At 63.7% G+C, this 20,428-nt stretch carries 13 protein-coding genes and 1 pseudogene; 10 read left to right on the top strand and 4 right to left on the bottom strand.

Features of this window, described 5'->3' with window-relative positions:
* Window positions 1–47: 47 nt before the first annotated feature.
* The 6 genes from V1292_RS32840 (at window position 48) to V1292_RS32815 (ending at window position 7,651) form a co-directional block, all read left to right on the top strand.
* Window positions 48–824, top strand: coding sequence for an enoyl-CoA hydratase/isomerase family protein (locus V1292_RS32840; RefSeq protein WP_028350126.1), 777 nt, complete (start codon window positions 48–50; stop codon window positions 822–824).
* Window positions 824–1,279, top strand: a complete 456-nt coding sequence (locus V1292_RS32835) for a MaoC family dehydratase (protein ID WP_334376689.1) — start codon at window positions 824–826, stop codon at window positions 1,277–1,279. The genes V1292_RS32840 and V1292_RS32835 overlap by 1 nt, the downstream gene beginning before the upstream one ends.
* Window positions 1,280–1,283: 4 nt before the next feature.
* Entirely contained in the window at window positions 1,284–2,141 is an 858-nt protein-coding gene (locus V1292_RS32830) for an HpcH/HpaI aldolase/citrate lyase family protein (RefSeq protein ID WP_334376688.1), read from the top strand.
* A 192-nt stretch (window positions 2,142–2,333) separates the two neighbouring features.
* Window positions 2,334–3,278 (top strand): DMT family transporter, encoded by a 945-nt coding sequence (locus tag V1292_RS32825; RefSeq protein WP_442895643.1) that lies wholly within the window; start codon window positions 2,334–2,336, stop codon window positions 3,276–3,278.
* Window positions 3,279–3,533: 255 nt separating this feature from the next.
* A complete protein-coding gene (locus tag V1292_RS32820; RefSeq protein ID WP_334376686.1) occupies window positions 3,534–6,425 on the top strand; it encodes an autotransporter outer membrane beta-barrel domain-containing protein in 2,892 nt (963 codons plus the stop codon).
* A 143-nt stretch (window positions 6,426–6,568) separates the two neighbouring features.
* On the top strand, window positions 6,569–7,651 hold the full coding sequence (locus V1292_RS32815) for a zinc-binding dehydrogenase (protein ID WP_334376685.1): 1,083 nt from the start codon (window positions 6,569–6,571) through the stop codon (window positions 7,649–7,651).
* Between the two features lie 230 nt (window positions 7,652–7,881).
* On the opposite strand, the gene V1292_RS32810 is transcribed toward V1292_RS32815, so the two are convergent.
* On the bottom strand, window positions 7,882–9,030 hold the full coding sequence (locus V1292_RS32810; protein WP_334376684.1) for a DJ-1/PfpI family protein: 1,149 nt from the start codon (window positions 9,028–9,030) through the stop codon (window positions 7,882–7,884).
* Window positions 9,031–9,456: 426 nt separating this feature from the next.
* On the opposite strand from V1292_RS32810, the gene V1292_RS32805 reads away from it, so the two are divergent.
* Window positions 9,457–10,896, top strand: a complete 1,440-nt coding sequence (locus V1292_RS32805) for an FAD-binding protein (protein ID WP_334376683.1) — start codon at window positions 9,457–9,459, stop codon at window positions 10,894–10,896.
* Between the two features lie 156 nt (window positions 10,897–11,052).
* Here the strand turns inward: V1292_RS32805 and V1292_RS32800 are convergent, their stop codons facing one another.
* Window positions 11,053–11,946 carry a LysR family transcriptional regulator gene (locus V1292_RS32800; protein WP_334376682.1) on the bottom strand — a complete coding sequence of 298 codons (894 nt, stop codon included), beginning with the start codon at window positions 11,944–11,946 and terminating at the stop codon, window positions 11,053–11,055.
* An 878-nt stretch (window positions 11,947–12,824) separates the two neighbouring features.
* Entirely contained in the window at window positions 12,825–13,283 is a 459-nt protein-coding gene (locus V1292_RS32795; RefSeq protein WP_334376681.1) for an Lrp/AsnC family transcriptional regulator, read from the bottom strand.
* 137 nt (window positions 13,284–13,420) lie between these two features.
* Here V1292_RS32795 and V1292_RS32790 point away from each other — a divergent pair, with 137 nt between their 5' ends.
* A complete protein-coding gene (locus tag V1292_RS32790) occupies window positions 13,421–15,787 on the top strand; it encodes a transketolase (protein WP_334376680.1) in 2,367 nt (788 codons plus the stop codon).
* Between the two features lie 171 nt (window positions 15,788–15,958).
* Here the strand turns inward: V1292_RS32790 and V1292_RS32785 are convergent.
* Window positions 15,959–17,074, bottom strand: a pseudogene (locus tag V1292_RS32785) (IS481 family transposase); the annotation flags it as partial.
* Between the two features lie 204 nt (window positions 17,075–17,278).
* Here V1292_RS32785 and V1292_RS32780 point away from each other — a divergent pair.
* Both V1292_RS32780 and V1292_RS32775 read left to right on the top strand, forming a co-directional pair.
* Window positions 17,279–18,499, top strand: a complete 1,221-nt coding sequence (locus tag V1292_RS32780; RefSeq protein WP_334371768.1) for an IS481 family transposase — start codon at window positions 17,279–17,281, stop codon at window positions 18,497–18,499.
* A gap of 371 nt (window positions 18,500–18,870) precedes the next feature.
* On the top strand, window positions 18,871–20,301 hold the full coding sequence (locus V1292_RS32775; protein WP_334376679.1) for an aldehyde dehydrogenase family protein: 1,431 nt from the start codon (window positions 18,871–18,873) through the stop codon (window positions 20,299–20,301).
* The last annotated feature ends 127 nt before the right edge of the window (window positions 20,302–20,428 follow it).

Genomic DNA, 20,428 nt, shown 5'->3' with positions numbered 1-20,428 from the left:
GATCTGGTCGAGGCCGGCGCGGTGCGCCAGGTCAGGGGAGGCACGGCATGAGTACCGATCTGGTTCGTTATTCCGTATCTAGCAACATTGCCGAGATCATGCTGGATCGCCCGCCGGTCAATGCGCTGAGCATGGACCTGATCGATGCGTTGCTGGCGGCGCTTTCGAAGGCGAGGGACGACGAAGCGGTGCGCGCTGTTATTATCGGCAGTGCGCACAAGGTGTTTTGCGCCGGGCTCGATCTGGATATCGTTCGCGGCAAACCCGGAATCGAGACCAAGAAGTTTCTCGAACGGCTGTATTTTGCGCTCAACGATATCCAATATCGCATGGGTAAGCCGACGATTGCTGCAGTCGACGGCGCGGTTCGCGCCGGCGGCATGACGATTGCGATCTCCTGCGACATGATCATCGCGGGCGAAGGCTGTACCTTCGGCTATCCCGAGATCGACGTCGGCCTGATCCCGGCCATTCACTTCGTGCAACTGCCACGGCTGGTCGGCAAGCACCAGGCTTTTGGGCCGCTGTTCCTCGGCGAGCCTTTCGATGCCGCAACTGCCTTTCGCATGGGGTTGCTGAGTGAAGTCGTTCCGAAGGGAACCGCGCTGGATCGGGCGCGGGAGATCGCGCGCAAGCTTGCTGCCAAATCCCCCATCGTCATGAAGATCGGGCGCGATGCTTTCATGCGGGCGGTCGACGCCGATTTCCGCCGCTCGGTCGAAAATGCCGCCGAGAGCTTTGCACTCGTTGCAACGACGGAGGACTGTCAGGAAGGCTTGAATGCGTTCGTCGAGAAGCGAACGCCAAACTACAGGGGGCGCTGATGGCTGGATTGTATTTCGAGGAGTTCGAGGTCGGCCGCGAATTCCATCATGAGTTCAGCCGCACGGTGACCGAGATGGACAACACGCTGTTCAGTCTCCTGACCATGAACCCGCAGCCGTTGCACATTGACGCGCATTTCGCCGAGAATACCGAATTCGGCCAGCGGCTGTTCAACAGCCTCTATACGCTCGGCATCATGATCGGCATGAGCGTCTACGATACGACGCTCGGCACCACGATCGGCAATCTCGGCATGACCGATGTGAAATTTCCAAAACCGGTATTCCACGGCGATACGCTCAGGGCGCATACCAAGATCATTTCCAAGCGCGAGAGCAAGTCGCGGCCGAACCAGGGCATTGTCGAGTTCGAGCACACCATGACCAATCAGCACGGCGAAGTGGTGGCGAGCTGCCGCCGGACCGGCCTGATGCATTGCAAACCGAAGGCGTGAAGACATGCGATCGTTCCTGTTCGTTCCCGGTGACAGCCTGCGCAAGTTCGAGAGCGCCAAGAAGACGGCGGCTGACGCGCTGATCCTCGACCTCGAGGACTCGATTGCGCCGGATGAGAAAGTCGGCGCGCGGCGGATCGTGCGCGAGATGCTCGACGCCCGGAATCCGGACCAGAAGATGTATGTCCGCGTCAACGCGCTCGATACCGACTTGACGCTTGGCGACCTGGCCGCGGTCATGCCGGGCCGGCCTGACGGCATCGTGCTGCCGAAATGCGCCGGCGCTGCCGACGTGAACCGTCTGTCGCTGTATCTCGATGCTTTCGAGGCCGCCGCCGGGATTGAACAGGGATCGACGAGGATCGTCACCGTGGCGACGGAGACGGCGAGAGCGGTGCTCAAGTTGCTGGATTTCGAGAACATGAGCCCGCGGCTGTGGGGCATGATGTGGGGTGCCGAGGATCTCGCCGCGTCGCTCGGCGCGTCGCGCAACCGGACCGCCGGCCGCTTTCATGGTCCGTTCCTGCTGGCACGCGATCTCTGCCTGATCAGCGCGGCCGCAGCGGGCGTCGTCGCCATCGATACCATCGCCACCGATATCAACGATCTTGACGCGCTCCGGGAGGAATCCATCGCCGCGCGACAGGATGGGTTCCTCGCCAAGGCGGTAATCCACCCCAAGCACGTCGATGTCGTCAATGCCGCCTTCATGCCGACGGATGAGGAAATCGCCTGGTCGGAGAAGGTCGTCAAGGCGTTCAACGACAATCCGACGTCAGGTGTCGTGAAGATCGACGGCAAGATGATCGACAAGCCGCATCTGCGCGCCGCGGAGAAGATCTTGGCGCTGCGAGGACGGTAGCGCTCATCTGCACCATCCTTAACAAAGTGTTGCCATCGCGCCCTCAGCGCATATCCGCATCCTGTTTTCGGACCTAGTCGCATCGGGCGAATTGGTGTTTTTTACAACCTCGCCCGATTCGAAAAATTACTGCCTATCGAGATTGCCGTGACACCGCCCCCCGCCGCAGCCGCCAGGCTGGACAGCGTCCATCTGCCTTTGCCCGAAAAGAAGTCGACGATCCGCAAGGCGCCCGCGCGCGCCGACCGGCCGTTCAAGGGCATCGCGCTGGTGCTGGCCTCGACGGTGTTTCTCGGCGCCTCCGATGTCACGGCGAAATATCTGTCCGCGACCCTGCCTTCGATCGAGATCGCCTGGATCCGCTTCCTGGTGTTCGCAATGATCATGACGCCGGCGATGCTGCCGGGTTCCCCGCTCTATGCGCTGCAGACCAAACGCCGCGGCCTGCATCTGTTGCGCGGCGCGGCGCTGTTGGGCTCGTCGCTGTTCTTCATCTCCGGCCTGCGGTTTCTTCCCATTGCGGAGGCCTCCGCCACCGGCTTCGTCGCGCCGCTGTTCGTCACCGCGCTGTCGATCATCTTCCTCGGCGAGAAGGTCGGTCTGCGCCGCTGGATTGCGACCGGCGTCGGCCTGGTCGGCGTGCTGATCATCCTGCGTCCCGGCACCGGCGCGTTTCACCCCGCGGCGTTCTTTCCGCTGGTCTCGGCGCTGGCCTGGGCCTGCACGCTGATCATGACGCGAATGATGAGCGGCACTGAGCGCGCCATCACCACCATGACCTATTCGTCGATCGCGGGCCTGCTCATTCTCTCCGCGCTGGTGCCGTTTGTCTGGGTGACGCCGACCTGGCACGATATCGCCTTCGGCGTCCTGATCGGCGTCGCATCGACCGCGGGGCAGTGGATCGTGGTGTTGGCGTTCCGCTATGCCGACGCCTCCGTGCTGGCGCCGTTTTCCTACACGCAACTGCTATGGGTCAGCGTGCTCGGCTTCCTGATCTTCGGCGAAGTCCCGGATGCCTACACGATCACCGGCGCCGCCTTCATCGTCGCCTCCGGGCTCTACACCGCCCATCGCGAGCGGGTCCGCCGCTCGCAGCTTCTGACGGTCTCGGGCGAGTCGTCGCCCAACGCCTGATCGCGCACTGATTGCGATCCGCGCCACAAAATCGTGGCGCGGGTGCCACAGTGCATCCGGAAAGCGCCTGACTATCAGCGCCAAATCAGAGAATTCCGGAACAGCCGCACCCTGGGCCGGAACCCGCGTGCTAACGTGAGTTCCCTGGAATGGCGCCGAAGAGCGCCGGGGAATGGGGTTCGGGCGTTGCATTTTCAGTTGCTACCGTCGGCGCAGGGCCGACGCCGCCGGGATGCGGCTGCGTGGACAGTCGCGATGTCGGCGTTTCTCTTCGGTGCGTGCCTGTCGACGGCGCCCGCCAACGCGGCGTGTGCGCCCGATCCGGCGACGAGCGGCCAGACCGTCACCTGCAGCGGCAGCACCCCGGGCGGCTTTCAGGCCGGCGGCGGCGTCGACAACCTCACTCTCAACGTGCTGGAGGGGGCGACCGTCAGCCATGGCGGCGGTGGCTCGGCCATCGGCGTCAATGACTTCAATACCATTACCAATAGCGGAACGATCACCGGCGGGACATTGAGCACCGGTATCTTCGCCGGCGTGAACAACACGATTGTCAACGCCGCCTCCGGCGTCATTACCATGGCCGACCTAAGTCAGGGAATTTTCGTCGCCGGCAACAGCACGGTGACGAACGCAGGCCAAATCACGATCACCGCGCCCGGGCCGGCAGACGGCATCCTGGCGACCAACGACGACAACACCGTCAGCAACCTCGCCGGCGCAACCATTACCATATTCGGCCAAGCTTCCGGCATCTCGATGCAGGGCAATCGCGCCATCGTCAACAATGCCGGCACGATCAACGCCGGTCCCCTCAGCACCGCAATCGATGTGTTCGGCCACGATGCCCTGATCACGAGCAGCGGCGTGATCAACGTTGCCAACAGCACCGCCGGGATCGTGGCGCAGGGCGACCGCGCCCTGATCACCCATTTCGGCACCATCAATGGCAGCACCGACAGCGCTGGCATCGCCTATAACGGCTCGTCCGCCACGATCAGCAACAGCGGCCGTATCCTTCTCGGCGACGATACGCTCGGCATCGTCGCCAATACGGTCGGCATCGTCGTGCTCGGCGATTCCAACACCATCACCAACAGCGGCAACATCACCGTCGGAAATGGCTTCGCCGCCGTAGGAATCGACGTCAGCAGTTTCGGCGGCAGCAACTCCATCATCAACACCGGAACGATCAACGTCGGCGCGGACGCGACGGGTATTTTACTCCAGGGCACCGGCACGGTTTTCAACTCCGGCACGATCAATGCAGCGGCTGGATTCGCGGCGATTGAACTCTGCGGCTGCGGCAACAGCGTGCTGACGCTGGGTCCGGGCAGCGTCATCAACGGCCTCGTGATCGGCAACGGAACAGATACGTTGCAGCTTGGCGGTACCGGCAAGGATACCTTCAACCTCAGCCTGATCGGCGCGGGCCAGCAATATGACGGCTTCTCGATCTTCAACAAGGTCGACGGCTCGAACTGGAGCGTCACCGGCACGGGCGCGCAGAACTGGAACGTGCTTGGCGGCACGCTTTCGGTCAGCGGCGTCATCAACGGCATCGTCACGGTCAACGCCGGCGGCACGCTCGGCGGCACCGGCACGATCGACGATGTCCTCGTCAATGGCGGCACGCTGGCGCCGGGCAACTCGATCGGCACCCTCAACGTGGCGGGCAGCCTGACGTTCTCGGCAGCCTCGAGCTACATGGTCGAAATCTCGGGCACGAGCAGCGATCTGACCAGGGTCACCGGCGTGGCCACGCTCGGCGGCGCCACCGTCGTGATCATTCCCATCGGCATGGTGACGAAGCAATACACCATCCTGACCGCAACCGGCGGCGTAGCGGACACGTTCAATCCTGTTGTGTCAGGCATTTCGCCGAACCTGAATCCGAGCCTCAGCTACGACACCAACAACGTCTATCTCAATTTCGCGCTGAACTACGGCGGCGGCCTCAACGTCAACCAGCAGAACGTCGCCAACGCGCTGACCAATTTCTTCAATACCACCGGCGACCTCCCGGCCGGCTTCGCCTCGCTCTCGCCGGCCGGTCTCACGCAGATCTCCGGCGAACTCGCGACCGGATCGCAGCAGGCGACCTTTGACGCCATGAACCTGTTCCTGTCGCTGATTTCAGATCCGTTCGTGGCGGGCCGCAATGGCGGCCTCGGTGGCAACACCGGTGCGATCCCGTTCGCCGAGGAGAGCGCGCTCGGCTATGCCGCGAAGAAGTCCCGCGCCGCGCGCGACGCCTTTGCCAAATTTCCGACCAAGGCGGATCTTGCACGTAGTGATCTGTTCGACCAGCGCTGGAGCGTCTGGGGCTCGGCCTTTGGCGGCGGCAGCAACACGTCAGGCAATGCCGCGCTCGGCTCGAACGACGCGACCGCGCGCGTGTTCGGCTTTGCCGTGGGTGCGGATTATCGCCTCTCGCGCGATACGCTGGCAGGCTTTGCGCTTGCCGGCGGCGGCACCAATTTCAGCGTCTCGGGTTTCGGCTCCGGGCGCTCGGACCTGTTCCAGGCCGGCGCCTTCGTGCGGCACAATATGGGTCAGGCTTACGTCACCGCCGCTGCCGCCTATGGCTGGCAGGACGTAACCACGGAGCGCACCGTCACGGTGGCTGGCTTCGAGCGCCTGCGCGCCGAGTTCAACGCCAACGCGTATTCCGGCCGCATCGAGGGCGGTTACCGCACCACGACGCCGTGGATGGGCATCACGCCCTATGCCGCCGGCCAGTTCACCACCTACAGCCTGCCGGCCTATGCCGAGCAGGTGCTGGCGGGCGCCGGCACCTTCGCGCTGAACTATGCGGCCAAGGACGTCACGGCCTCGCGCAGCGAACTCGGCGTTCGCACCGACAAGTCCTTTGCCGTGCAGAACGCTGTCCTGACCTTGCGCGGCCGCGCCGCCTGGGCGCACGATTTCAATACCGATCGCAACGTCACAGCGCTGTTCCAGACGCTGCCGGGCGCGGCCTTCGTCGTCAACGGCGCAGCGCAGGCGCATGATTCCGCGCTCGTCACGGGCGCGGCCGAGATGAAATGGCTGAACGGCTGGTCGGCCGCCGCGATCTTCGAGGGCCAGTTGTCCGACGTCACCAGTTCCTACGCCGGCAAGGGCGTTGTGCGCTATTCGTGGTGATCCTCCCGCTAGCGTTTTCGAGCGAAGTGGGTCCCGGTTCGCGTGAAGAAAGCGCGTCAAACAAGAAAACAGCGCATCGGTTCTGATTTCAATCAGAACCGATAGTGCTCTAAGGTGAGCAAAAATCACCGGGAGGACCCTTCGTGCGCGCAGCCATTTTCCGCAATGGGGAAATTGTCGTCGACGAGATGCCGGAGCCGAAACCCGGTGCCGGGCAGGTGCTGGTGAAGTCGCTGGCCTGCGGCATCTGCGGCTCCGACCTGCATGCGCGCAAGCACGCGCACCACATGGTGGAGCTCGCCAAGCATTTTCCGGGCCGCAAGCCGATGGACCTTTCGCGCGACGTCGTGTTCGGCCATGAATTCTGCTGCGAGGTGCTGGACTACGGTCCTGGCACCACAGGCAAGTTCAAGACGGGCACCAAGGTTTGCTCGCTGCCGGCGCTGCTGACCCCGGAAGGCCCGCTGGGCATCGGCTATTCCAACGACAATGTCGGCGCCTATGCCGAGCGCCTGCTGCTCAGCGAAGCCCTGCTGCTCGAAGTTCCGAACGGCCTCGCCGCCGAACACGCCGCGCTCACCGAGCCGCTCGCGGTCGGCGTTCATGCCGTGGCAAAAGCCAACATCGGGGGAGGCGAGGTGCCCTTGGTGATCGGCTGCGGCCCGGTCGGGCTCGCCGTCATCGCAGCGCTGAAGATCAGGGGATTGCACCCGATCGTGGCCGCCGATTACTCGCCGGCACGCCGCGCGCTCGCCGAAAAGCTCGGGGCCGACGTCGTCGTCGATCCCGCACGCTCACAGCCCTACGCGACCTGGGCCGAGCACGCCCAGATGTCGCCGGAGGAAAAGGCCGCGCGCCCGCCGCTGCAGGCATTGTTGCCGGCGCTGAAACCCGCGCTGATCTTCGAATGCGTCGGTGTTCCCGGCCTGATCCAGCAGGTGTTCGAAGGCGCACCGCGCGATGCGCGCATCGTCGTGGTCGGCGTCTGCATGGAGACCGACCGCTCCGAGCCGATGCTCGGCATCCTCAAGGAGCTGAACGTCCAGTACGTGCTCGGCTACACGCCGGAGGAATTCGCCTATTCGCTGCGCCTGATCGCGGAAGGGCAGGTGGACGCCGCGTCGATGGTCACCGCCACCGTCGGCATCGACGGCGTCGCCAAGGCGTTCGCCGATCTCGCCAATCCCGAGGCGCACACCAAGATCATCGTCGAGCCATGGCGGTGAGGTGCTTGGGGCGGCGTGGCCGCTCTTAAACCCTCATGGTGAGGAGGCGCTTTGCGCCGTCTCGAACCATGCGGCCCCGCTGGTGCCATTCATCCTTCGAGACGCGCGAAGACGCGCTCCTCAGGATGAGGTCTGACAGCGTGCCGTAGGGTGGGCAAAGGCGCGCAGCGCCGTGCCCACCATTCATCCATGATCTCGTTTGATGGTGGGCACGCTGCGCTTTGCCCACCCTACGGCATTTGATGCTTCGGATACTCCAACTGCATCGCGACGAAGTCGGCGGTATCTGTTCCGTAGCGCGCAGCAATGCCCGCAAGCGCGTGGTCCAGCGCTTCCGCCGGTTTCGTGCCATCGCTCGCCGGCAGCAATTGCGCCGCGGGCCAGTTCGCCGCGACCTGGTCGGAAAGTATCCGCAAGCCGCCGCGACTGTGCTGCGCGCCAGCCGCACTGGCGAACGTCACCGCCTGCGAGCGATAGGTTCGCGACCAGGCATCGGTGACGAGCGCCAGTGACACCTCGTCGACGCCTTCCTTGAGTTCGATGCCGAGTTGCTCGTGCGCCCAGAACGCGGCCGTATTGCGGATAGCCGTCAGCGCAAATGGGCGCGTGAACTTGAACGCGTCGCTGTCATGCCGCGCGTCCCAGTCGGCGAGGCCGATATCCCGTCCCACGGCGCGCGCCTTGTCGCGTCCGGCGATCGCCTCGATCAGCGTCAGCGATATCGGCATTGACGCGCTGATGCCGGTGGTGGTCGCGACGCCGTCGTCGACGACGAACCGCCGGTCCTCGACATAGCGCATCGTCGGATGCTTGCCGCGCAGTTCCTTAACTGAGTACCAGTGTGTGGTTGCCCGCTTGCCGTGCAGCAGCCCGGCATCGCCGACCACCTTGGCGCCGGCGCAGACGCCGATCACGATCGCGCCTCTGGCCGATTGATTCCTGATCCATCGCAGCGCCACCGGATCGTCGTCGCGGCTCATCGCAGGCACGATCACGTAGTCGGCGCCATCGGGATGCTGGGCATCGAACTCGGCAATCGTCGCCTGTGGCTCGACCTTGAGCACCGGAAAGAGCTGCACGGGACCGGGCGCGGTCGCCAACGTCACGACATCGGCGATATCGGCGCGCTTGAGGATGCCGTACGGCATGAGATAGTCGGTTGTCTCGGTGGCGTCGTTGATGCCGATGATGGCGATCAGCGGACGCTGCCGCTTCGGCGGCTTCAGCGCCGCGACCGTCGCATCGCGCTCGTCTTGCGCGATAGCAGGCGGGGCTGCGGCCGAAGGCGCCGGTGGCAATGAGAAAATCCAGGCTCCGCCGATCACGGCGACAAGCGCGACTGCGCCGAGCGCGCTCCACAATACACGTCGCGAATTCATCGGTTTGCCGGCACGCGCCTTCTCATATCGACCAACCGCAGTCTACAACCGCAGTGATCCGCCTGAAATGACGTAAATCCGGCGAAAACGGCCACGCGCCGAGAGATGCGAAGCGACAATCTCGTGTCCCGGACGCGGCGCAGCGTGCTCCCGGCGATGCGAAGCATCGTCCGGTACGCTGCACCGCACAGCCGGGACCCACCGTGCCCGTGAGATGGACCCCGGCTCTGCAGCGCATCGCCGGAGTCGCGCGAAGCGCGATCCCGAACGCGCTGCGCAGCGTCCGGGGAACGCAAGCTGAGAGATCGCTGCCGCGATCCTCCCGGTTTGCGGGAATGTCCATCCGGCGTGGCAGTCATTGTCTCATGCCTGGTGAGGCCGCAGCTTTGCGGGCGAGCATCACGGGCTCTGGACAAGGAGGGCTTCATGCCATCGGACCGACGTATGTTCCTGGGCGCGGGCCTCGGCGTCACCGCTGCGCTCGCTTCGCACGCCAGCGGATTGACGGCATCGGCGCAGGCGGTGTTGGCAGACGGTCCGCCTCTGCCTGCCAATGTCCGCCTTGAGCCGGAGGTTCGCGCCGCCGCAGCCCATGATTTTGGCCGCCTCATTCACAAGCAACCGCGCGGCGTGCTCAGGCCAGCATCGAGCGCTGACATTGCGGGCCTGATGCGCTTGGCCAGAGGCGCTGATGTCAAGGTGGCGGCGCGCGGGCAGGGCCATTCGGTCTATGGCCGCTCACTGGCCGAGGACGGCATCGTGGTCGATATGAGCGCGATGAACGCAATTCGCGAGATCCAGCACGATCGCGTCGTGGTCGACGCCGGCACAGTGTGGCGAGATCTGCTTGACGCAACCTTGGCGCAGGGACTCACGCCGCCAGTGCTGACCAACTATCTCGGCCTATCGGTCGGAGGAACAATCGCGGTGGGCGGCATCGGAGCGACTTCATCCCGGCATGGCATGCAAACCGACAACGTCGTCGCGCTGGACGTGGTGACGGGTGATGGCAATGAGCTGAGTTGTTCGGCAGACACTAACGCCGATCTGTTTGACGGCGTCCGCGCCGGTCTCGGCCAATGCGGCATCATCACGCGGGCGACGCTGCGCCTGGTGCGCGCTCCCGAGCGTATAAGGCGCTTTCAGCTCTTCTACCGCGATTTGCCATCGCTGACGGCGGACCAGCGGCGCGTGCTGACCGAAGGGCGCTTCGATCAGTTGCAGGGGGCCATTCTTCCCGATGGCAGCGGCGGCTGGCGGTACCAGCTCGACGGCGCGATACCCTATAGCAGCGGCTCGGCTCCCGATGACAAGGCGGTACTTTCCGGATTGTCGGATGAGCGCGGCGCCGCCGTCATCGCCGACCGGACCTATCGCGAGGATGCCCTGGCGTTTGGAAAATTCGAAAATCTGCTGCGCTCCAAAGGCCAGTGGTCCAATCCGCAGCCCTGGTTTTTGACGTTCCTGCGCGGCAGCAACGCCGAACGGGTCGCCGGCGACATCCTGGCTGGTCTGAAGGGCGATGCTGTTGGCGCGTTCGGGCGGATAACTCTCTACCCTTTGCTCACGCGGGCGTTTCACACGCCGCTGGTTCGCCTGCCGAAGGAAGACATGGTCTTCGTCTTCAATCTCATTCGCATCCCCGCATCGAACGACGCGGCGGTGGCGGAGCGGATGGTTGCGGAAAATCGTACGCTCTACGATCGCATTCGCGAAGCCGGCGGCGTTCAGTATCCGGTCGGTGCCTTCGCCATGTCGCCTGGCGATTGGGAGGTTCACTTCGGATCAAGCTGGCCGCAGCTTCGCGAAGCCAAGCGGCGCTACGATCCACAACATCTGCTGGCGCCCGGATATAATGTATTCTGATGCGCGCATTAGTCCCTCATGGTGAGGAGCGCCAACGGGTCGCGCGAATGCGGCGCCCGATGACAGGCTCCGCGCGTCTCGAACCATGAGGCCCGGCTGGTGGCCCACATCCTTCGAGACGCCGCTTCGCGGCTCCTCAGGATGAGGGGTTGAGAGCTAAAGCAGATCGGTCTTCAGGCTGCTCGCCAGAAAATCCGAGAAGCGCCGGACACGTTCCAGCGGCGCCCGTGTCGGCGGCCAGACCAACTGGATCTGCATTCCCTCGGTTTCGAATTCAGGCAGAACGATCGTGAGCGCGCCCTGCGCGACGAGATCGCTGATCTGCCACAGCGGCAGCCGGGCAAGCCCGGTGCCTTCGCGCGCGGCGGCGCGGATCGCAGCGGCGCTGTTCGAACGAAAGCGGCCGTGCACCCTGATCGACTGCAGCCCGCCGTCGATCCGAAACGGCCATTTGTCGATCACCTCGACGCCGGCCCGCAAGATGCAGGCGTGCCGCTCGAGATCGCCGGGATGCTGCGGCCGGCCATGTTCGGCGAAATAAGACGGCGCGCCGACGATGACCACGCGCAGCGTATGCAATCGGCGGGCGATCAGGGATTCATCGGCGGAGTCGCCGATCCGGACAGCAATGTCGAGGCCATCAGCAACGAGATCGACCTGCTCGTCGGAGGCGCGAAGCTCGACATCCACGTTGGGATAGAGTTTTAGAAAACGGCTGACGATCGGCGCCACGTAGGCCGACGCAAACAGAATGGGCGCACCGATTTTCAATGGCCCCAGAATTTCGCCGCGCAGGTTGGCTGCCTCGGCCCGCGCCTCGATGATTTCTGCAACCGCCGGCTTGATGCGTTCGTAAAATACCCGCCCGGCCTCGGTTGGCTCCGACCGCCGCGTGGTGCGTTTGACGAGCTCGACGCCGAGCGCGCGTTCCAGCGCCATCAGCGACCGGTTGAGGGACTGCAACGGGCGCCGAAGATGACGTGAGGCCGCCGCCTGGCTGCCCTTCTCGATGACTGCGAGAAAGGCTTCGAGATCGTCCAACCGTTCCAATTCGATATACCGCGTCTGATATGCCGCTCCTTGGGAAGGTGGATCGAACATCCAGTAATTGCAAGGTCGGCAAAGGCGATAGGCAAATCACTTCTGATTTTCAGAAATCGTGTCAAGCCCAGGAATCAAAAATATTTCGCTTAACGCGAGAGGCAAATCAGTCACATATTCCGCCCGTCTCACCCATTGAGGGGCGCTCGCGATCGTCACGAACGTGCGGTGAGATGCGATGGACGCTGAATGCGCAAGACGTAGGCGCAGGATCCGCCTTCGCTAAAGCTTCGGCGGACCGGTACCAAACCCGGCGAAGCCTCTTGGCGAAGACGGGAGCGTACGGCGAAGTCGTGTGGTTCGGGCGCCGCGGTGCTGGCGTTAAGTCCTTAGGAAGCGAAGCTTCTCAGGGGCGACGGAGGCAAAAGAGCCGTTCTCCGGGAAGAGCACGAAGTAAGCCGTCAAACCATTGCGCAGGGAAGGCCGGGATGCTCCCGCTGTACCTGTATGCTCGTGTGCGTGTTCTTGATGCGCACCTGCACACGAGACCGCGGGTGCAGCAAGCACCCGGTCTTCCCTGCGCCCTCTGTTTGGAGAGGGCGGGAAGTTGATGGCAAAACTCGCACAGATGATGTGGCGAGATCGCGAAGTCATATTCCGTTGTCGTCAACCCGCGAAAGCGGGTGACCCAGTATTCCAGAGACGTCAATGATCGAACCGAGAAGCCGCGGCGTACTGGATCCCCGCCTTCGCGGGGATGACAGGTTGTGGTGCTTCAGCACTCGTCGTCATTGCGAGCGAAGCGAAGCAATCCATCCCTCCACGCGAACAGTCTGGATTGCTTCGTCGCTGGCGCTCCTCGCAATGACGGGGAGAGAGCCGCGCAATCAAACCGGCAGCGCGATCGAGTACTTCACCTGGCTCAACGCAAAACTCGACTCGATGGATGCGATGCCGTCGAGCCGCGTCAGCTTGGTCTTCAGGAACGCTTCATAGGAGGAGAGGTCGGCCGCGACGACGCGCAGGAGGTAATCGCGATTACCGGTCATCAGATAGCACTCCAGCACCTCGTCCCATTTCGAGATCGCTTTGGCAAAGCGGTTGAGGTCTTCCTCCTTCTGCCGCGCCAGCTTGATCGAGATGAAGACGCTGACATGGAGCCCCAACGATTTCTGGTCGACGGTCGCGATGTAGCGGGTGATGACGCCGCGCTCTTCCAGAAGCTTGACGCGGCGATGGCAGGGCGACACGGACAGGCCGACCTTGTCGGCGAGCTCCTGCATGGTCAGGCGGCTGTCGGATTGCAGCAGGGCGAGAATCTTGCGGTCGATGGCGTCGAGCGGCATTGGGATGAACTCAGGGTTTGGAGGCCAATCGTGGTAAACTATCCCAATATCGGGCGGTATGTCGCAGGAAATTGAGAATTTTGACACCTCACGACCCGCTAAAATCGGCGCATACTGAACGCCTCCGGAGCATGGACATGCCGATCGAGCCCGCACGCCTGGAAGTGCTGACCGCGCTGGCGCGCAAGGTTTTGTGGTTGTCGTCATGGACCATCCATCACGCCAATCACGTCAGGCCTAACGTCGATGGCTTGAAGGTCGGTGGCCATCAGGCGTCATCCGCCTCGCTCGCCAACATCATGTCGGCGCTGTATTTCTCCGTGCTACGGCCGCAGGACCGCGTCGCGGTGAAGCCGCATGCGAGCCCGGTGTTTCACGCCATCCAGTATCTGTTCGGCCACCAGACCCGCGACAAGCTGGAAAATTTCCGCGGCTTCAAGGGCGCGCAATCCTATCCGTCGCGCACCAAGGACGTGGATGACGTCGATTTCTCCACCGGCTCGGTCGGCCTCGGCGTCGCGCAAACCCTGTTCTCCTCGCTGGTGCAGGATTACGTCACTGCCCACGGCTGGATGAAGGAGCGCCCCGAGGGGCGGATGATTGCGCTCGTCGGTGACGCCGAAATGGACGAGGGCAATATTTTCGAGGCGCTGCTCGAGGGCTGGAAGCATGCGCTGCGCAACACCTGGTGGGTGGTCGATTACAACCGTCAAAGCCTCGATGCGGTCGTCCGCGAAGGGCTGTGGGCGAAGTTCGAGACGATGTTTCGCAATTTCGGCTGGGAGGTCGTGATCGTGAAATACGGCCGCCTGATGCAGGCGGCGTTCGCCGAGCCCGGCGGCGAGGCCTTGCGGCGCTGGATCGACAATTGCCCGAACCAGATGTACGCCGCGCTGTGCTTCCAGGGCGGCGCGGCGTTCCGCAAGCACTTGCAGGACGACATCGGCGATCAGGGGCAAGTGTCGCAACTGATCGACCGGCGCAGCGACGACGAATTGCTGGCGCTGATGTCCAATCTCGGCGGACACGACATGGCCAGCATGATCGAGGCGTTTGAATCGATCGATCACGATCGGCCCGTCTGCTTCATCGCCTACACCATCAAGGGCGTCGGCCTGCCGATGCAGGGCCACAAGGATAACCACGCCGGCCTGATGACGGTCGCGCAGATGGAGAAGTGGCGCGCCGCGCAGAACATCCGGTCCGGCCATGAATGGGACAAGTTCGAAGGCCTGTCACAGACGCCGGCCGAACTCGAAGGATTTTTGGCGGCAGCGCCCTTCAACCAGGAAGGCCGCCGCCGGCTGACCGCGCCAGTGATCGAGGTGCCCGAGCGGCTTACCTTCAAGCCGGCGGCGCAGATGTCGACGCAGCAGGGCTTTGGGCTGGTGCTCAATGAACTTGCGCGCGGCGATACCGAACTGGCCGCGCGTATCGTAACGGCATCGCCTGATGTCACCGTCTCGACCAATCTCGGCGCCTGGGTCAACCGCCGTGGACTGTTCGCCAAAGCCGAAAACCACGACCTGTTCCGGCAGGAGAAGATCCCGTCCGCCTATAGTTGGGAGTTCTCGCCGAAGGGGCAGCATCTCGAGCTCGGCATCGCCGAGATGAATTTGTTCATCATGCTCTCGGCGCTGGGCCTGTCGCATCAGATCAACGGCGAGCGGCTGCTGCCGGTCGGCACGTTGTACGATCCCTTCATCGAGCGCGGCCTCGATGCGCTGAACTACGCCTGCTACCAGGACGCGCGCTTCATGGTGGTGGCGACGCCATCCGGCATCACGCTGGCGCCGGAAGGCGGCGCGCATCAGTCGATCGCGACGCCCTTGATCGGCATGGCGCAGGACGGGTTGGCTTCGTTCGAGCCAGCCTTCGTCGATGAACTTGCCGTGATCATGGGCTGGGGCTTTCGCCATATGCAGCGCGAAGACGGCGAGGGCGGTTCGGTCTATCTGCGGCTGTCGACCCGCACGGTCGACCAGCCGCAGCGCATCATGACGCCGGCCCTGCAGAGCGACATCACCGCGGGCGCTTACTGGCTGCGCGAGCCAGGCGCCAATTGCGATATCGTGATCGCCTATACCGGCGCGGTCGCCCCCGAGGCGATCGAGGCGGTGGGCTTGATCGGTGAAAGCCACCGCGATGTCGGTTTACTGGCGGTAACCTCCGCGGACCGGCTGCAAGCGGGTTGGTCCGCCGCGCGGAACTTGCGCCGTGACCGCCGTGGCATCCAGCATCTCAGCCATATCGAAAAGCTGCTGGCGCCGCTGTCGCGCGATTGCGGCATTGTCACCGTGATCGACGGCCATCCGGCCGCGCTCGGCTGGCTCGGCAGCGTCCGCGGCCACCGCACTGAAGCGCTCGGCGTCGAACAGTTCGGCCAGACCGGCACTATTCGTGACCTCTACCGCCACTACGGCATCGACGCCAACGCCATCATTGACGCCGCCGAAAGCCTCACCGTAGGCGCGCCGGTGCGGCACAGGAAGATGGCGGTGTGATGAGCAACCGACAACATCGGTGACAGTTCAAACCGGCGACATCGATGACACAATTCTCGTTTCGTTCAGGTCTGTTGTTGTTGGCTGTGGACCCTGTGGGCAACGCGCAGCGTTGTCCACAAGTCCACAGCCTTTGCGTTTGGGTTTGCGTAGCCGGTCGCCGCGATAGGCGATGGTGCCAAGGACCACCGGTCCATAGCAGACGCTCCAGCCATCCTCGGTTTCGGCAAGAGCAACCGGTTCGCCGACCAAGGCTTCGCTGATGTAGATCATGTTGCCGTCCAGCTTGATCTCCCCGTTGTGACGGACCCGACGCACTTCCTGGTCATCGTCGTAGTTCGGCTCGCGCAGGATGCCGTCGAAGCGGCGCGCGGAGATCTGGTAGCGGTCGGCCGGCGTCGCATTGTCGAGCGCCTGGTGCGGGCGCTCTTCGTTGTAAAAATGCTGGAACTTGCGCAAGCGCTTGAGCTGTTCCCGCATGCTGTCTGCCGGCGGGTCGGCGACCTCCTGCAACAGGGTGAGATGCATGCGCTCATGGCGGCCGTTCTGCTGCGGCTTGCCAGGCGCGATGCGTTCCGGCGTCACGCCCGCCTTGATCAGCTTCACAGACAGCCTTGATAGACCACCGGCGCCGCGCGAGGCAAAGGGCGAGCCATTGTCCGAGCGCATGTAGCGCGGCAGGCCGAACTCGCGGAACGCCGCATCGAGCACCGGCCAGACATGCTCGGTATCCGTGCGCGGCAGGGCCTGGCAGCGCAGCAGATAGCGGCTGTGGGCATCGGTGATCGTCAGCGGTTCGCACCGCTTGCCGTCCCCGGTCAAAAACCAGCCCTTGAAGTCGATGCACCAGACGTCGTTGGCGGCCTCGCAATGGGCAAAGGGGGCGCTCGATGGCGGGCTGCGCCGGCGCAGCTTGCGCTTGACCGTCAGCCCTTCGCGGTCGAACAGCGCACCGATCGTGCTCGCCGCCGGCCACTCGGTCGCAGGTGCGCGGCGCTCCAGATAGGCCCGTACCTTCAACGGACCCCAGGTCGGATGCGCCCGCCGCACCGCAAGGCAGCGTTCGGCAATGTCCTCCGCAATCGCTTGCGGATGATGCAGCGGAGCTCGCGAGTGCTCCTGCAGACCTTCCAAACCTGCCTCCCGGTACCGGGCAAGCCATTTGTAGCCGTTCTGCCGGCTCACCCCGAACCGTCGGCAGATGGCCGCAAACGAATCTTCTCCCTTCTCCGCCGCAAATACAAAACGCATCCGTTCTTCCACCGCACAGGTCTCCTTCCACCCCATCAGCAAGGTCCTCCCTTGCTGACCAGTTGACCTGTCATCGATGTCGTCGGTCTACTCTGTCACCGATGTAGCCGGTTAGGACCGTGATCTCACCCTCCCCTGGAGGGGGAGGGTCGACGCGCGGTCCTGACCGGCTACATGGGTAACAGAATAGACCGGCGACATGGGTAACAGGTCAACTAGTCGGCAAGGAGGGCCTTGCCGATGGGGTGGAAGGAGACCTGTACCGTGGAAGAGCGGATGCGGTTTATGGTGGCGGTTGAGAAGGGCGAGGAATCGTTTGCGGCAATCTGCCGGCGGTTCGGAGTGAGCCGGCGGATCGGGTACAAGTGGCTGGCGCGCTTTGAGGAGGAAGGGGCTGCCGGCCTGCTCGACCGTTCGCGGGCTCCGCTGCACCACCCGCAAGCGATTGCGCCGGACCTTGCCGAGCGCTGCCTGGAGGTGCGGCGCGCGCATCCGACTTGGGGGCCGGTGAAGGTGCGGGCCTATCTGGAACGGTGCACGCCCAAGACAGATTGGCCGGCGGCGAGCACGATTGGAGAGCTGTTCGATCGCGAGGGGCTGACGGTAAAGCGCAGGCTGCGCCGGCGCAGCCCGCCATCGAGTGCGCCCTTTGCCCATTGTGAGGCCGCCAACGACGTCTGGTGCATCGATTTCAAGGGCTGGTTCCTGACGGGCGACGGCGAGCGGTGTGAACCGCTGACGATCACCGATGCCCATAGCCGCTATCTTCTGCGTTGCCAGGCCCTGCCTCACACGGACGCCGATCATGTCTGGCCGGTACTTGATGCAGCGTTCCGCGAGTTCGGGCTGCCCCATTACATGCGGTCGGACAATGGCTCCCCCTTTGCGTCACGCGGCGCTGGCGGACTGTCAAAGCTGTCGGTGAAGCTGATCAAGGCCGGCGTCACGCCGGAACGCATTGCCCCCGGCAAGCCGCAGCAGAACGGCCGCCATGAGCGCATGCATCTCACGCTGTTGCAGGAGGTGGCCAACCCGCCGGCACACAGCATGCGCGAACAGCTCAAGCGACTGCGTGCCTTCCAGCAACTTTACAACGAAGAACGTCCTCACCAGGCGCTCGGCAATGCTACGCCTGCCGAGCGTTACCAGGCTTCAACGCGCCGTTTTGATGGCATTCTGCGCTCGCCGGAATATGACGACCAGGAAGTCCGCTGGGTTCGCCACAATGGAGAGATCAAACTCGATGGCAAGTTCGTCTACATCAACGCGGCTCTGGTGGGGGAGCCGGTTGGTCTGGCTGAATCGGACGGCTGTTGGACCGTCAGCTACGGCCCGATCATGCTCGGCACCATCGCCTATCGGAGCGATGAACTCCGAAAACCAAAGCGCAAGGGCTGTGGACTTGGGGACAACGCTGCGCGTTGCCCCCAGGGCCCACAGCCCCAGCAACAACAGACCTGAACGAAACGAGAATTGTGTTACCCATGTCGTCGGTTTGAACTGTTACCTATGTCGCCGGTTGCTCAGCGCGTGCAACGCGCGGCGGGGTGGGGTGACGGTCTCTCCACATCCAACAATGCCCGTGAGGAGAGACCGTCACCCCACCCCGTCTCACATTTCGCTACGCTTCATGCGAGCCGACCCTCCCCCTCCAGGGGAGGGCAACAGCAGTGCGCACCTTGCCACCCTCACACCGCCACGCTTATATCCAGCGCCTGCCGCATCGCGGCATCCCGCATATGGCGGGTTCAACTGCCCTGGCTTTCGTGCAAGGATGCCTGCCGAACGCTTCCGTTCCTCCCTCCATTGCTCCGAGATTAAAGAGGTTTCCGATGGTCAATCGCATGCAATTCTACATCGATGGCGCCTGGGTCGATCCTGTCGTCAAGAAGTCCACACCCGTCGTCAATCCGGCGACCGAAGAAGCGATGTATGAAGTTGCGCTCGGCTCCAAGGCCGACCTCGACAAGGCCGTTGCCGCCGCCAAGCGCGCCTTCGTGACCTATTCGCAGACCAGCCGCGAAGAGCGCATCGCGCTCTTCGAGAAGATCATCGAGATCTACAAGGGCCGCATGAAGGAAATCGGCGCCGCCGTGTCCGACGAGATGGGCGCGCCGCTGCCGATGGCCGAACGCCTGCAGGCCGGCGCCGGCCTCGGCCACATCGCCTCCACACTCGAGGTGCTGAAGAACTATCATTTCGAGGAGACGCTTCCTTCGGCCGTCGTCGTGCGCGAGCCGGTCGGCGTCGTCGGCATGATCACACCCTGGAACTGGCCCTTGAACCAGATCGCCTGCAAGGTCGCGCCCGCGCTCGCCGCCGGCTGCACCATGATCCTGAAACCTTCGGAATTCACGCCGACTTCGGCCTTGATCTTCGCCGAAATCCTGTATGAAGCGGGCGTACCGAAGGGCGTGTTCAACCTGCTCAACGGCCTTGGCCCCGAAGTCGGTGCCGCGATGGCCGAGCATCCCGACATCGACATGATCTCGTTCACGGGCTCGACCCGCGCCGGCGTCGACGTCGCCAAGCGCGCTGCGCCGACCGTGAAGCGCGTCAGCCAGGAACTCGGCGGCAAGTCGCCGAACGTCATCCTCGAAGGCGCCGACCTCACCAAGGCCGTCACCGGCGGCGTCATGCACATGTTCAACAACTCCGGACAGTCGTGCAACGCGCCGTCGCGGATGATCGTGCCGCTGTCGAAGATGAAGGAAGTCGCCGCCATCGCCAAAGGTGTCGCCGACAAGACCAAGGCTGGCGATCCGCGCGCCGAAGGCACCACCATCGGCCCCGTGGTCAATCGCGGCCAGTGGGACAAGATCCAGGCGCTGATTAAGAAGGGCATCGACGAAGGCGCAACGCTAGTTGCTGGCGGTCCCGGTCTCCCCGAGGGCGTCAACAAGGGCTTCTATGTCCGCCCGACCATCTTCGCCGACGTCACCAACGAGATGACGATCGCCCGCGAAGAAATCTTCGGACCGGTGCTGACGATCATCGGCGCCAAGGATGAAGCCGATGCGGTGCGCATCGCCAACGACACGCCCTATGGTCTCGCCGGTTACGTCTCGGGCGATACGGTAGAAAGCGCGCGTCGCGTCGCCCGCCAGATCCGCGCCGGCAACGTCAACCTGCAGGGCGTGCCCAACGACCGCACCGCGCCGTTCGGTGGCTACAAGCAGTCCGGCAACGGCCGCGAATGGGGCAAGTACGGCCTCGAAGAATATCTCGAGGTGAAGGCTGTCGCCGGCTACAACGCGGCGTAATTAATGCGGCGCTCGCGCCGTTCGTAAAGGATGCCGGCTGCGGAACCGCGGCCGGCATTTTTTTGACCAGAATCGTCGGCAGGCTGAAGCCAAGTCAATGCGCGCCGATACAGCGACGATCTAACAA

It is taken from the genome of Bradyrhizobium sp. AZCC 1719 (assembly GCF_036924525.1).
GTDB lineage: Bacteria > Pseudomonadota > Alphaproteobacteria > Rhizobiales > Xanthobacteraceae > Bradyrhizobium.
Note: the sequence above shows the minus strand (reverse complement) of the source record. Positions and strands in the feature narration are given on the sequence as shown.

Excerpts from the sequence above, each read along its gene's own strand:
- V1292_RS32840 (WP_028350126.1), top strand. The coding sequence starts at position 48 with ATGAGTACCGATCTGGTTCGTTATTCCGTATCTAGCAACATTGCCGAG.
- V1292_RS32835 (WP_334376689.1), top strand. The coding sequence starts at position 824 with ATGGCTGGATTGTATTTCGAGGAGTTCGAGGTCGGCCGCGAATTCCAT.
- V1292_RS32830 (WP_334376688.1), top strand. The coding sequence starts at position 1,284 with ATGCGATCGTTCCTGTTCGTTCCCGGTGACAGCCTGCGCAAGTTCGAG.
- V1292_RS32820 (WP_334376686.1), top strand. The coding sequence starts at position 3,534 with ATGTCGGCGTTTCTCTTCGGTGCGTGCCTGTCGACGGCGCCCGCCAAC.
- V1292_RS32810 (WP_334376684.1), bottom strand. The coding sequence starts at position 9,030 with ATGAATTCGCGACGTGTATTGTGGAGCGCGCTCGGCGCAGTCGCGCTT.
- V1292_RS32805 (WP_334376683.1), top strand. The coding sequence starts at position 9,457 with ATGCCATCGGACCGACGTATGTTCCTGGGCGCGGGCCTCGGCGTCACC.
- V1292_RS32795 (WP_334376681.1), bottom strand. The coding sequence starts at position 13,283 with ATGCCGCTCGACGCCATCGACCGCAAGATTCTCGCCCTGCTGCAATCC.
- V1292_RS32790 (WP_334376680.1), top strand. The coding sequence starts at position 13,421 with ATGCCGATCGAGCCCGCACGCCTGGAAGTGCTGACCGCGCTGGCGCGC.
- V1292_RS32780 (WP_334371768.1), top strand. The coding sequence starts at position 17,279 with ATGGGGTGGAAGGAGACCTGTACCGTGGAAGAGCGGATGCGGTTTATG.
- V1292_RS32775 (WP_334376679.1), top strand. The coding sequence starts at position 18,871 with ATGGTCAATCGCATGCAATTCTACATCGATGGCGCCTGGGTCGATCCT.